Origin of the sequence: Polynucleobacter sp. MWH-Braz-FAM2G (genome assembly GCF_018687635.1) — a bacterium.
GTDB lineage: Bacteria > Pseudomonadota > Gammaproteobacteria > Burkholderiales > Burkholderiaceae > Polynucleobacter.
The window spans coordinates 813540-826011 of the sequence record NZ_CP061300.1; the positions used below are offsets into that span (position 1 = coordinate 813540).

Consider the following 12472-nt stretch of genomic DNA (forward strand, 5'->3'; position numbering starts at 1 on the left):
GCGACAGGAATTTGCATTGAAAAAGGCAAATCTGCAATTCGGTGTCAAAATAGCAGAATGAAGAGCAAAACTACACGCCAAAAACCTGATTTTTCTAAGTTAGCACTCGAGACCTTGGCGGTCCGAGCAGGCACTCGTCGCACTGCCGAGTATCAAGAGCATTCCGAAGCAATGTTTTTGACCTCTAGTTTTTGTTTTGATAGTGCAGAGTTGGCAGCAGATGGCTTTGCGCACGCTGATCAAGGTTTTATTTATTCCCGTTTTACAAATCCAACTGTCAGCATGTTTCAGGATCGATTGGCTGCACTAGAGGGTGGCGAAGCATGTATAGCTACAGCCTCTGGAATGTCGGCCATTCTCACAATGGCGATGGCTCATCTTCAAGCCGGTGACCATGTTGTTTGTTCGCGCTCAGTATTTGGAGCAACGATTCAGTTATTCACCAACATCTTAGGGCGATTTGGCATCACGACGACTTATGTTGATTTGACGGATATCAAGTCATGGCAAGCTGCTGTCCAGCCAAACACTAAACTCTTTTATTTGGAAACACCCTCTAATCCATTAACCGAGATTGCAGACATAAAAGCAATTTCTAAGATTGCCAAAAAAGCGGGCGCGCTATTGGCTGTTGATAACTGCTTCTGTACACCAGCTTTACAAAAGCCATTGTCCTTGGGTGCCGATGTCGTAATTCATTCAGCAACTAAATATTTGGATGGTCAAGGTAGGGTGGTTGGCGGTGCGATTGTGGGTAGTCATGATTTCATTATGGGGAAAGTATTCCCCTATGTGCGCACAGCAGGTCCAACACTTTCTGCATTTAATGCTTGGGTATTTCTCAAAGGGCTCGAGACTTTAGAGCTTCGTATGAAGCAACAGAGTCAGAATGCATTGGCATTAGCGCAATGGCTTGAAAAGCAGCCTGGTGTAGAGCGCGTCTACCACCCAGGTCTAAAGTCACATCCTCAGCATGCTTTGGCAAAACGCCAGCAAAAAGAGGGTGGGGCAATTCTGTCATTCACACTTAAGGGCGGTAAGAAGGCGGCTTTCAAGTTAATCAATCAAACCAAGCTTTGTTCAATTACGGCAAACTTGGGTGATACTCGTACGACTATTACGCATCCCGCTACGACCACCCATTGTCGCGTGACCCCTGAGGCTAGAAAGGCTGCTGGTATATCGGACGGCTTGGTGCGGATTGCTGTTGGCTTAGAAAACATCAACGATTTAAAGAATGATCTAGCTGGTGGACTCAAAAAATAAAGAAGTGCATCAGGATAAGGCCATGGGGTTTTCTGATGCTACTCAATTTTGGAATGAGCGCTTCGATAAAGAAGAGTTCATTTTTGGCAAGGAGCCAAATGAGTACCTGGTCGAGAAATCGCAGCAATATCTAAAGCCCAAAGATAAAGTACTTTGTATTGCTGACGGCGAGGGGCGAAACGGTGTTTGGCTTGCAAAACAAGGCATGCAAGTTGTTGGCTTTGATGCTTCTGATATTGCGCTTAATAAGGCCAGACAATTTGCTAAAGAGAATCAAGTTGAAGTCGAATACACATTCTCAGATACGGATAGCTATGACTGGCCAAAAAATACTTATGATGCAGTCATAGGAATTTTTATTCAGTTCGCTGATCCAGCAATGCGGGCAAGAATATTTGAGCAGACATATAAATCATTAAAGACAGGCGGCATTTTTATTCTGCAAGGCTACACACCAAAACAATTGGAATATAAAACAGGTGGTCCCTCATTGATTGAGCACCTCTACACAGAAGAACTCATTCGAGATCTTTGCAAAGAATTTCAGATAGTCGAACTTGTTTCTTATGAAAAAGCGCTGTCTGAGGGTCCTAGACATACAGGGATGTCAGCGCTGCTTGGTTTGGTGGCTAAAAAATAAATTTAAAAAAAGACTGCGAGGTATTACTACGCAGTCTTTTCTATTCCTGAAGCACTTGATCGCGCTTCCGTTTTAAAACTAAGAAGCTTAGTTATTTACTTATGCTTTTTTAGCGTAAGCAGAGCACCAGCCTTTGCCAGATACTTGCTTACCAGCAAACAAAGAGCAGCCGCCAGAGGCAGAACCAGGCTTACCTTGGTACAAAGCACAGTTATCGCATTGCTGACCAGCAGCATACTTTGCATATTTTGCTTTATCTACCTTGGAAGCATCGGCTTTGTAACCCAAGGCGGCAGCTTGTGGATCAGTTTCTGCAACCATTGCTTGCGCTTGAACCTTGCCGTTCAATGCCAGAGTACAGGCACCAGCAGCAGACAAAATCATAAATTGGCGACGACTATTCTTCATGGATTCTCCAGTATTTGAGTAAATAAAAAATTTGAAACTATCTTTTGATGATCTTAAAGGTGTTGCTACCTTCAACAATAGGGGTTTCTCAGTATTAAGTTTGCTGTAAATTGAGATCACACTGCATAAATATGCATAAATACGTATATAAGCATTTAAATCGTGGTTTCGGCGCACAAAAAATAATTGAGGGGTGATATGAAAAAGTTTTTAATTTTGGGTTTAGTGTTGTTTTCTGGTTTGGTGGCTGCTCAGCCTTCTTCGCCTGAGCTATTGCAAATTATTGATAAATCAACCAACTTTGTGGTGAATACCCCAAAGGGTCCAATCGAGATTACTCGCGTCATGACACCATGCGCTAAAAATAAAGGTTGGTTGCAGCCATTAATTCCTATTAAGGGTGTGGTACCAGTTGATGAGATTGATGTGCTGAATGCTTTAAACGACAAAGATTCCTTGGTTGTAGATATGCGCGTTGTGGATGACCGAGTAAAAGGTACGATCCCTGGATCCATTGGCATCCCGTATACCGAGGTTGCTATGCGAATGGATGAATTAGGGTGTAAAAAACCCACTACAGGTTCATCTAAGTGGGATTGTTCTAAGGCCAAAAAGGTTTATGCGTTTTGCAATGGTCCCGTTTGCCCACAAAGTCCAATGGCTATGGCTGCAATGACGCGTGATGGCTTCCCAGCAACTAAGATTTATTACTATCGTGGGGGCATGTTGGATTGGGATGCTTTGGGTCTTACAACAGTGAAGGGTGAGTTTTGAATAATCTCATCCAAAGTTATCTGATGGATGACAGGGGGCTGATTGCACCCCCCAAAATCCTTGTCAGACTCATCTTTATCAGTCTTAGGTGGTGATTGGAGCTTTTTAGTAAAAGGTCAATTTCTCGGAGTTGACTCTTAACGGCTCTAGATATTGCAAATTAATGTATTCTATAATATACTTATTTATATATTATTTAAATCTTAAATGAGATTATGAAAGATGATTGATAAAGAGGCGCAACCCAAGTCCACGACTTATATGAATCCCTTATTAGCAGGGCTTCTTCTTGGTATGGTGTTACTGGCGACTTTTGTATTTACAGGCCATGGGCTTGGGGCAACAGGATTCACAACTCGCTTAACTGCATGGATTGGAATGTATGTTGCTCCGGTTGCCACTAATGCAAACGATTACCTCGGCGGAATGGTTGAGGAGGGAAGACCACTCAATGCCTGGATAACTTGGCAGGTGATAGGTGTTGCTATCGGTGCATTGTTGTCAGCATTTGTTGCCAAGAGAATTCACATTCAATTGGATGGAAAAAAGTTTCTCGGCGGATCTAAGCGCCCTTTGACTGCTTTGTTTGGCGGTATTTTGGCAGGCTTTGGGGCAAGGGTAGCTGCGGGTTGCACTAGCGGTCTTGGATTGTCTGGCGCAGCGGTTCTCAGTTTGGCAGGCTTTACTTTTCTTGCAACCTTCTTTGGGGTGGGTTTGTTGGTAAGTCGTATGTTGAAAGAGGAGAAATAAGATGAGCGAGATTCTTTCAGGCCTTCTTTTGGGCGCTGGCTTTGGTTTTGTCTTGGAGCGAGCTGGCTTTGGAAATCCAAATAAGTTAACTGGTCAATTTCGTTTAACTGATTGGTCAGTTTTCAAGGTGATGTTTACTGCAATTGTGTTTGCAGCTGTAGGGCTCTTGATTTTGGAGAAATTTGGTTATGTAGATGCGGATAATTTATTTGTGCCGCCAGCATTTTTAGGGGCTGCCGCCTTGGGTGGTGCACTTGTGGGTGCAGGTTTTGCAATTGGTGGCTATTGTCCTGGAACCTCTGTGGTCGGACTGATGTCTGGCCGTATTGATGCGGCGATATTTTTATTTGGATTAATTTTAGGAACGGTATTGTTTGCTGGTATTTATCCAAGTATCGAGTTCTTAACATCCATGGGCGAGTACACAAAAGCGGATACGTTATCTAATGCCTTCAATATCTCTAATCTATCTATTGATATTGGGATGATTGTTGCTGCAGTTGGTGTTTTTGCTTTAGGAACTTGGATGGAAAAGAAATTGCAGGGCCCAATTAATTCTCAAACTTAATTTTTCAAAAGGAAAGACATGTCTAAAAAATCAACTGTAGCTGCATTGGCACTTGCTTTGGCTGGTTTATCCGCGGCTCCACTAGCGCATTCGGCGGACGCACCTGCGAACCCAACAAGCGCAGAACAAAAAAACCCATGTGGTCCCAAAAAAGATACGTCAAACCCATGTGGTCCCGCAAAGAAAAAAGCCGCTAACCCATGTGGCCCCGCTAATCCTTGTGGCCCAAAAAAGCGTAAAGCTGCAGAATAACCTACATGCTCACTCAATCTAATCTCTGGTTGGCTGCCCAAGAGCTTGCAAGCATTCAGATGCGATATGCAGGTGCAGGCCGAACCTTAAGTGAGGCTGCTTTAGGTGGTGCTAGGGATTTTGTTGAATGGCGACATTATCCAAACAATGACTTGGTCGACAAGGAGAGCGGCTATGAGTTTTATTACCATGCCCATCCTAAAGACGATATGCCAAAAGGAGAGCATGGTCATTTTCATGTAATTAAACGGGATGGAGAGCGTTTTCATCATCTCATTGGTATCGCGCTAGATCAAATGGGTCTGCCAACCAGATTGTTCACAACAAATCAGTGGGTTACTGGCGAAAACATGCTGAACGCGAAAATGGTAATGAAGTCCGTTAAAGGGTTTGAAATGTCCACTAAAGGACGCGTGGCCCCAGTTTGTAAATGGATCAGCTCTCTAATTCAATTATTTTCATTAGAAATTGAGCAATTAATGTTGGAGCGTGATCAAAAGATAGCTCGATTAGTTGATGAATATGGAAATCGTGATCTTGTATTGAATTTAAGAGAGCATCATGTCTTAACGGAGTGCAAAATAGATTTAATGGGTCGCCTTTCAGATAATTTGTTGGTTGTAAATTCATAAGGGAGTAAAAATGAAAAAGATTCAATGGTTATTAGCCTTCGTTCTAGCGAGTTGCATAAGCCTAGCTCAAGCAATTACATTGCCTGGTCCAGTTGTCAGCGCAGACTGGCTGGCAAATAATCTATCTGAGGTTCAGGTAATTGAAGTGAGAACGGATTTGGATAGCTATCTTAGAAACCCGGAATTTGACACTGATAAAAAAACTGGCAAGAAATTCTTGGTCGAGGTAGGTGGTCACATTACCAATTCAAGCTTGCTAGACTTTAAGAAGGTGCGAGCTGAGCGTTTGGTTGATGGTAAAAAAATTAAATTCCTAATCCCTGAAAAGGCCGACTTTGAAAAGCTGGTTCAATCATTGGGTATTAATTCAGATAAGCCGATCATTCTTGTGCCAATTGGCCAAGATATGTCTGATATCGATGAGGCATTACGTACCTATTGGTCATTCAAGGTTTATGGCGAAGATCAGGTTGCTGTATTGGACGGTGGAATTGCTGGTTGGTTAAGTGAAGGTCGTGAGTACACAACTGCCAATACTCCAAAAACGACTGGTAATTGGTCTTCTAAAGCAGAGCGCAAGGAATTGATCGCTAGTTCAGATGATGTGGCGGCTGCTTCAAAAAGTGGCAAACCACAATTGTTGGATGCTCGTCAGCCTGCTCAATACTTGGGTCTTGCAAAACGCCCAGACGTAATGACATTTGGCCATATTGCCGGCTCTAAAGAATTGGCCCCTGAGTTGTTGGCAAAATCTAGTAATGGCGCTTTATATTTCTGGTCGAAGAATACCTATGACGCATTGATGGCGGCTAATGGTTTAAATATTAAAGGCCCAACGATCGCTTATTGCAATACTGGTCACTTAGCAGCTGGCGGTTGGTTTGTAATGTCTGAGCTGGTGGGAAATAAATCAACTAAGCTATACGATGGATCTTTGTATCTTTGGACTTTAGAGGGTCGCCCATTAGTTGGTGTGCCGCTTAATTAAGAGTATTTAACATGCCAATCGTAAAAACAAACGTAAGTCTAAAAAAGATGCAGTCTTCAGCAGATAAGGCTTGCCGCTTGATGAAGGTTCTTGCAAATAGGGATCGTATGTTGCTACTTTGTCAAATTAGTCAAGGCGAAATGTGTGTTAGCGAGCTTGAGGAATGTCTTGATATTCATCAGCCGACATTGTCGCAACAGCTTACGGTTTTGAGAAACGAGGAATTAGTCCAAACTAGAAGAGAGGGTAAGCAAATTTATTATTCGCTCTCTAACGAGGCAGTCATGGATGTAATGAATGTGCTTTATGAAAATTACTGTAGTAAATAATCAAAAAGGGAGTTCGATATGAAAAGCAATGTTGGTGGTATGGATCGTATGTTACGTATATTGGTTGGCCTAGTACTAATTGGTCTAGCTGCAACTGGAACCGTCGGGGTCTGGGGTTGGATTGGCGTTGTTCCTCTTGCAACAGGTCTATTTAAATTTTGTCCCGCCTATACCGTTTTAGGGATAAATAGCTGTAGCAAATAATTGTGTTCTAGCTTAATTAAAAACCACCTACGGGTGGTTTTTAATTAAATACACATAATTCAGACCAATCTATAGACTTGATAGGTGCGTGGAGATGAGTTTTTCTAACTGTGCTGGAGGCAGCGCTCCGGATATTCGTTCAACTTCAGCTCCATCTTTAAAAATGGCTAAGGTCGGGATGGAGCGGATATTAAATTTTTGACCTATAGAAGGGTTTGCTTCCGTATCTAGTTTCACATACAACAGCTTTTCACCATTTATTTTGGCGCTTGCTGCAAATGTAGGTGCGAACATTTTGCAAGGCCCGCACCAGGGTGCCCAAAAATCAACAATCACCGGCAGTTTGCTTGCCTTCAAAATTTCTTGAAAACTCACTTGATCTGCATCTATGGGTGAAGTCAGTAAGCTTTCTTTGCAAGCTCCACAAACTGGTTTTTCGCTCAGGCGATCAAGGGGTAGGCGATTAAATTTATGACAGCGAGGACACTTAACTAGCATGAAATTTGCTCCGATCTAAGCTCTTATTTTTTTAACTATATTATGCTCTTTCGCCTAAAAATCGTAGATTCGAGTTCCGATAATTATCGATTTGAGTATAGAATCACCGTATGCGCTCACGCAATAGATTCCTAGTAATTCTGATTTGCCTCTTTTTGACTTCATTCAAAGTGGCGGCGGGTAGTGTTTTTGTTGATGCGGCTATTGAGCGGGCTCAAATGCACCAAAATTCAATTGCTGGCACTTCTCTTGAACAAAGTCATGCCGGCAAAGAAGTTGTTGGTGAGCAGCAATCCCACTCATTATTTCTAATGAGTCACGTCACTGCAAATATCAGTGAGATTGGGATTGTTGTTATTGATCCGCCATTGATCTCTCTTAAGTCTATCAACGCAAAAAAACTGTCGTTTACACAGAATTTCCCTGATTCAGCATTTAAGCCTCCCAAAGGTCAAGCCTAATTCTTCTAGGTAGGGCATGTCGAATCGATATGCCTCATTTCTAATTGGCTAGATGCACATAGCCATTCTGGGAAATACATCATGTCTAAATTTTTGAAGGTACTGCCTTTGGCATTACTGGTTTTATTTGTATCGGCTTGTAGCGGTGTTAAGTTAGGCGATGCTAATAGTGTTGCCACAGTCAATGCTGGTGATTCAATGACCTATGATCCCATTAGCGATCCTAAGTCCAGTGTGTATGGGAAGCGTTCCATTTACTTTGAGTTTGATAGCTACAGTATTGACCCAAAATATGTTTCAACCATTTCGGCACATGCAGCATATTTAAAGGCATTTCAAAAGCAAAAAGCGTCAATCATCATTCAGGGCAATACGGATGATCGAGGTACAGCTGAGTACAACCTAGCCCTCGGCCAAAGACGATCCGAAGCCGTTAAGAAGGCATTGCTTGCTCAAGGGGTCAGCGAATCTCAGTTAGAGGCTGTGAGTTTTGGGAAAGAAAAGCCGGTCAATCGAGATCAAACAGAAGCAGCATTTAAGGAAAATCGCCGCGCTGATTTTGTTTACCAATAGATTAAATGGAATATGGATATGAAAAATATATACAAATTAGGTGTAATGGGCATTATTTTTTTAAGTGGATGCGCTACAAATGTGGCGCCTAAGGATTCTGTAAAAGATGCAAAAACCTCGGCAATCACCCCCGCAAAACCGTCAGTTCAATCGAGCGCAGTAGTAAGGCGACTTAATGATTGCATTATTAAAAGCAATCAAAGTGCTGACGCATTATTAGTTGACAGTCAAATCATAGCTGTTACAAGAAACAATCCGCACGCAAAAGCTCTTTTTGCATCCCCAGATAAATTGACTGATCAACAAGCTGTAGCTCTGACAAACTATTTGGCTGAAGCAAATACTTGTAGGCCTATTGCCATTGAAGGCTTGAGCCCAGAAATGGTGACAATTTACGAAGATTTTTTTAAAAAAATTGATCAAGTATATGCAGATCTTATTGCTAAAAAAATCACTATCGGAGTTGCCAATCAAGAGCGTCAGTTACTAATACAAGATGCTCATTTGAAGCGACTGGCTATTCAATCTAAAAAGAGCTGATAGGAAAGATTTATGGCTAGATATAAATTTGTATGCCGTTCCTGTAACTTTGAGTGTATTAGTGGAATTGGTAAAGAGGTCGGTTTGCAATCTTCAAAGATAGTGATGGTTTGCAAAGCCTGTTCGACAATAGGGTCATATACCGTTGCCCATTCTAGTAGCGCGAATGTTGACATTGACTTTATTCCCTCTTGTATTAATTGCCACTCTAGTAATCATCTGGTGCAGTGGGATGGACTTACTTGCCCGCATTGCAACAAGAATATGAGAGCATTGGGTGGGGATGTGGATGCGGAAAGGCCTTTTAAATATTGGTAGTCAGATGTCTAAAAATTCTAGGCACAAATAATAAATTGTTGGAGGAGACATTAAAACCACCTACGGGTGGTTTTTTTCACATATATGAGCGTTGAAAAATCCTTATCGACGCCATGTGAATCAGTCTAAAAGCATCCCAATGAATAAAAGAAGCGTATATAAATGAATAGAAACTAAATTAAGAATAATCAACTTCTTAGTTTGATCTCTTTGCTTTTTTGCCATTCTGATAGTTTTTGCGCAATGTACAAAAATAGGCAATAGTAAAACTGTCAATAGAGTTCCTATCGATGCAGAAAAATAGTGGACACCTATCAGTTGAAAGATGTATGCAGCAATGATGATTCCTAGGTACCAGTTGCTTAATTCGTTCCCGTTCGTTCGGGTAGCTAGTGTTAATTTTCGAGCGGTACGATCTGCCTCGATATCGGGAATCTGATTTACAAGCAGGATATTCGATACCATTAATCCATACGCAAGTCCCATGGGAATTGCTTGATAGACAAAGCTCGCTGTTTGTATGCTAGCAAACCCAATCACTACCAAAGACCAGGCAATAGCTATCGATAACTCACCGAGAATACCTCTCGACATTAATTGGAGCGGGGGAGCAGAATAAGCCCATCCAAAGATAACCCCAGTAATTCCGAGAGGAATTAGGAGCCACGTTGTTTGTTTGCAAAAATACAAACCAATTGCAGTGCTAAGAATGATCAAAGCTACGCCAAGATGAAATATTTGAGTGGGTTTTAGTAGCTGGTCTTGTATAAAACGACTGCCGCCAGTAAATGGTGAAATGCGGTTGTGATTATTTTGATCGCTGCCATTTAGGTGGTCGTAGTAATCATTGATTACATTTGCTGCTGCATGCACAAGGATAACTAATGCAAAAGTAAGCAGATTGATAACGATGGATTGTTTGCTAGGGCTTGGAACCGTCAGCCCAATGAGGCACCCCAATAATGTGATTGTGAGGAATGCCGGTCGAGTCGCTAAGAATAAATTTAATGCAGCATGCATGACGCTGTTTTTAATTAGTTCCCAACAAATCGTCTGGGATCATTGATTGGGCGGAGGGGCATGATGTGGATCTGATTTGGATCTAGATCTAGATGTATATGACTGCCAACCCCTATATTCATGCGTTTAATTTCAGATGAAGAAGCAACCCACTCAATTTTGTGATCGCTATTTTGAATCTGTAGCTGAAGTACTGCAATTTGTCCTAAGCTACTAATTTCTGCAGCGGTTGCTGGAATGCTGGTGGGGGTAGGTAAGTTATGAATACGTAAGCCGTCTTGAGGAATAACCCAGGCAACTTGCGCATTGGGCGGTATTTTCCCCTTGTCGATTACTGAAAATATCTTTTCGCAACCATCCCAGGTGAGATTGCCAGAGTTAAATTTACCGTGAAACATATTGCTGATACCTACTAGCTCGGCAACGCGTGAGTTTCTGGGCTTTTGAAAAATCACTTGTGGTGGAGCGGTTTGCAAGCTTATGCCATTATCAATTACGGTAATACGATCTGCCAGCAGATCCGCTTCGCGTAAATCGTGCGTAACTAACAGAATTGGAATGTTTAAATCTTTGCGTAAATCTGCGAGTGTTTTGTAAAGACTTTGTCTGGTAGGTGCATCCACTGCTGAGAATGGCTCATCTAATAACAGGATTTTGGGTTTTCGTGCCAGCGCTCTAGCGAGAGCAACACGTTGTTGTTGGCCGCCAGAAAGTTGATGCGGTAATCGTTGTGCAAGTTCTGGAATTCCCATATGACCTAACCACTCGAGTGCGATCACTTTCCGCTCATGGACGCTGTAAGTGGAATTTTGTAACGGAATCAGGACATTTTCTAACGCAGAAAGATGCGGAAAGAGGGCGTATTGCTGAAATAAAAACCCGCAGGATCGTTGAGTGGGGTCTAGGTTTTGAATTACTCCCGATAATTCGTTAGCTTCAAACCAAGTTTCTCCGCCGCACTCAATCTTGCCGATTTTGGCTTGACTGAGGCCAGCTATAACTCTCAATGTGCTTGTTTTACCGCTGCCTGATGGCCCTACGAGCGCATGCAATTGACCGGCCGCACACTCCAGTGTGATTTGCAATGGATTTGGAGAGGTTTGGCTGATCTTCAGTTTTAGCATTAGCTTCCCCATCTGCGCTGGTCAGAGGCAGTTTTCCCGAAAATACCGTATGAGAGTGCAATTGCAATGAGCGAAATTCCTAATAAAAGTAAAGCAAGCACTCCAGCCCCAGAAGTGTCAAAACCTTGCACTTTGTCGTAGATTGCAATGGATACCGTTTTGGTTTCCCCGGGAATAGCGCCACCAACCATTAGCACTACTCCAAACTCGCCTAAAGTGTGGGCAAAAGCCAGCACTGCAGCGCTGGTGATCCCGCGCCATGCAAGGGGTAGTTCAATTAATCGAAATATTTGCCAATTGGATAGTCCGCTTACCTGGGCGGCTTCACGAATTTCCGGGTTTATTGCTTCAAAAGCGCGTTGTATGGGTTGAATGGCAAAAGGGAGATTCACTATTAGTGAGGCTATTAGGATCCCTGTAAAAGAGAATGTCAGCGGAATACCCAAGATGGATTTGCCTCCTAAGCCGACAAGGAGGTAGTAGCCTAAAACCGTTGGCGGCAGAACGAGTGGAAGTGCTAGGGCGGCCTCTACCCAAGGCTTGCTTTTATTTAGCCTTAAAAGGCTATGTGCCGCCCATACCCCAAAAGGGATGATCAGGGCTAAAGTCCACAGCGCTAGTTTCAGCGAGAGAAGAATTGCTTCCATATCCATTGGCTTAATTGTATTGCTAAGCAATATAGGGTATCTCACTATATCGATTTAGTTGCTACAGGGGTCAAATATATGCGTATATATGCATATATAGAAGAAGGTTCGCAAAATTGAAATCTAGAGTTCAAAAGGCAACAAAGAATTTATCCCCCAAGCAAATGGAGAAAGTGTTTTCTCAAGTTGCGGCGTATTTCAATGTTCTCTCTGAGCCAGCTCGGTTGCGCATTATGTATGCAGTTTGTTCTGGCGAAAAATCTGTAACTGAAGTGGTTGAGATGTGTGGTTCAAGTCAAGCTAATGTTTCAAGACACCTATTGGCATTACACAAGGCTGGAATATTGCTCAGACGAAAGGAAGGTGTCACGGTGTATTACTCAATTGCAGATAGTGCAACCGTAGAGATGTGTCAGACAGTCTGTGCCAAGATTGCTGAAGGTATCCACTAAATTTTTGCAGTAAATCAATTGTTAAATA

General features: G+C 42.5%; 19 protein-coding genes. 14 read left to right on the forward strand and 5 right to left on the reverse strand.

Annotated elements, in window-relative coordinates:
* The first annotated feature begins 57 nt into the window (after positions 1-57).
* Together FD973_RS04250 and FD973_RS04255 are read left to right on the forward strand one after the other, a co-directional pair.
* Complete coding sequence (locus FD973_RS04250) at positions 58-1266, forward strand: O-succinylhomoserine sulfhydrylase (protein WP_215324382.1); 1209 nt, start codon at positions 58-60, stop codon at positions 1264-1266.
* Positions 1250-1906, forward strand: coding sequence for a bifunctional 2-polyprenyl-6-hydroxyphenol methylase/3-demethylubiquinol 3-O-methyltransferase UbiG (locus FD973_RS04255; protein WP_251368839.1), 657 nt, complete (start codon positions 1250-1252; stop codon positions 1904-1906). Before FD973_RS04250 ends, FD973_RS04255 begins: the two co-directional genes overlap by 17 nt.
* 99 nt (positions 1907-2005) lie before the next feature.
* Here FD973_RS04255 and FD973_RS04260 read toward each other — a convergent pair whose 3' ends face one another.
* Positions 2006-2314: a high-potential iron-sulfur protein gene (locus FD973_RS04260; protein ID WP_215324383.1), complete on the reverse strand. Its 309-nt coding sequence runs from the start codon at positions 2312-2314 to the stop codon at positions 2006-2008.
* A gap of 198 nt (positions 2315-2512) precedes the next feature.
* Here FD973_RS04260 and FD973_RS04265 point away from each other — a divergent pair, with 198 nt between their 5' ends.
* The 8 genes from FD973_RS04265 to FD973_RS04300 all read left to right on the forward strand — a co-directional run bounded on the left by FD973_RS04265 (position 2513) and on the right by FD973_RS04300 (position 6811).
* Positions 2513-3088, forward strand: coding sequence for a rhodanese-like domain-containing protein (locus tag FD973_RS04265; RefSeq protein ID WP_215324384.1), 576 nt, complete (start codon positions 2513-2515; stop codon positions 3086-3088).
* 222 nt (positions 3089-3310) lie between these two features.
* The gene (locus FD973_RS04270; protein WP_215324385.1) at positions 3311-3838 is read left to right on the forward strand and encodes a YeeE/YedE thiosulfate transporter family protein; all 528 of its coding nucleotides are present in this window, start codon (positions 3311-3313) and stop codon (positions 3836-3838) included.
* 1 nt (position 3839) lies between these two features.
* Positions 3840-4406: a YeeE/YedE thiosulfate transporter family protein gene (locus FD973_RS04275; protein WP_215324386.1), complete on the forward strand. Its 567-nt coding sequence runs from the start codon at positions 3840-3842 to the stop codon at positions 4404-4406.
* 18 nt (positions 4407-4424) lie between these two features.
* Positions 4425-4658: a hypothetical protein gene (locus tag FD973_RS04280; protein WP_215324387.1), complete on the forward strand. Its 234-nt coding sequence runs from the start codon at positions 4425-4427 to the stop codon at positions 4656-4658.
* A gap of 5 nt (positions 4659-4663) precedes the next feature.
* Positions 4664-5290 carry a hypothetical protein gene (locus tag FD973_RS04285; protein WP_215324388.1) on the forward strand — a complete coding sequence of 209 codons (627 nt, stop codon included), beginning with the start codon at positions 4664-4666 and terminating at the stop codon, positions 5288-5290.
* Positions 5291-5300: 10 nt separating this feature from the next.
* Complete coding sequence (locus tag FD973_RS04290) at positions 5301-6278, forward strand: sulfurtransferase (protein ID WP_215324389.1); 978 nt, start codon at positions 5301-5303, stop codon at positions 6276-6278.
* Between the two features lie 11 nt (positions 6279-6289).
* The gene (locus FD973_RS04295) at positions 6290-6607 is read left to right on the forward strand and encodes a metalloregulator ArsR/SmtB family transcription factor (RefSeq protein WP_215324390.1); all 318 of its coding nucleotides are present in this window, start codon (positions 6290-6292) and stop codon (positions 6605-6607) included.
* An 18-nt stretch (positions 6608-6625) separates the two neighbouring features.
* Positions 6626-6811, forward strand: coding sequence for a DUF2892 domain-containing protein (locus tag FD973_RS04300; RefSeq protein WP_215324391.1), 186 nt, complete (start codon positions 6626-6628; stop codon positions 6809-6811).
* Positions 6812-6880: 69 nt separating this feature from the next.
* On the opposite strand, the gene trxC is transcribed toward FD973_RS04300, so the two are convergent.
* Entirely contained in the window at positions 6881-7309 is a 429-nt protein-coding gene (trxC, locus tag FD973_RS04305; RefSeq protein WP_215324392.1) for a thioredoxin TrxC, read from the reverse strand.
* A 110-nt stretch (positions 7310-7419) separates the two neighbouring features.
* Between trxC and FD973_RS04310 the strand changes: the two genes are divergently transcribed.
* The 3 genes from FD973_RS04310 to FD973_RS04320 all read left to right on the forward strand — a co-directional run bounded on the left by FD973_RS04310 (position 7420) and on the right by FD973_RS04320 (position 8883).
* Complete coding sequence (locus tag FD973_RS04310) at positions 7420-7770, forward strand: hypothetical protein (RefSeq protein WP_215324393.1); 351 nt, start codon at positions 7420-7422, stop codon at positions 7768-7770.
* Positions 7771-7851: 81 nt separating this feature from the next.
* Positions 7852-8343 carry a peptidoglycan-associated lipoprotein Pal gene (gene pal / locus FD973_RS04315; protein WP_215324394.1) on the forward strand — a complete coding sequence of 164 codons (492 nt, stop codon included), beginning with the start codon at positions 7852-7854 and terminating at the stop codon, positions 8341-8343.
* Positions 8344-8361: 18 nt separating this feature from the next.
* Positions 8362-8883 (forward strand): hypothetical protein, encoded by a 522-nt coding sequence (locus tag FD973_RS04320; protein WP_215324395.1) that lies wholly within the window; start codon positions 8362-8364, stop codon positions 8881-8883.
* Positions 8884-9321: 438 nt separating this feature from the next.
* On the opposite strand, the gene FD973_RS04325 is transcribed toward FD973_RS04320, so the two are convergent.
* From FD973_RS04325 to modB, 3 genes are read right to left on the reverse strand one after another with little or no spacing between them, the layout of a single operon-like run.
* The gene (locus tag FD973_RS04325; RefSeq protein ID WP_215324396.1) at positions 9322-10221 is read right to left on the reverse strand and encodes a prenyltransferase; all 900 of its coding nucleotides are present in this window, start codon (positions 10219-10221) and stop codon (positions 9322-9324) included.
* Positions 10222-10235: 14 nt separating this feature from the next.
* The gene (locus tag FD973_RS04330) at positions 10236-11345 is read right to left on the reverse strand and encodes an ABC transporter ATP-binding protein (RefSeq protein ID WP_215324397.1); all 1110 of its coding nucleotides are present in this window, start codon (positions 11343-11345) and stop codon (positions 10236-10238) included.
* Complete coding sequence (gene modB, locus FD973_RS04335) at positions 11345-11998, reverse strand: molybdate ABC transporter permease subunit (RefSeq protein ID WP_215324398.1); 654 nt, start codon at positions 11996-11998, stop codon at positions 11345-11347. The genes FD973_RS04330 and modB overlap by 1 nt, the downstream gene beginning before the upstream one ends.
* A 110-nt stretch (positions 11999-12108) precedes the next feature.
* On the opposite strand from modB, the gene FD973_RS04340 reads away from it, so the two are divergent.
* The gene (locus tag FD973_RS04340) at positions 12109-12444 is read left to right on the forward strand and encodes a metalloregulator ArsR/SmtB family transcription factor (RefSeq protein ID WP_215324399.1); all 336 of its coding nucleotides are present in this window, start codon (positions 12109-12111) and stop codon (positions 12442-12444) included.
* Positions 12445-12472: the final 28 nt, after the last annotated feature.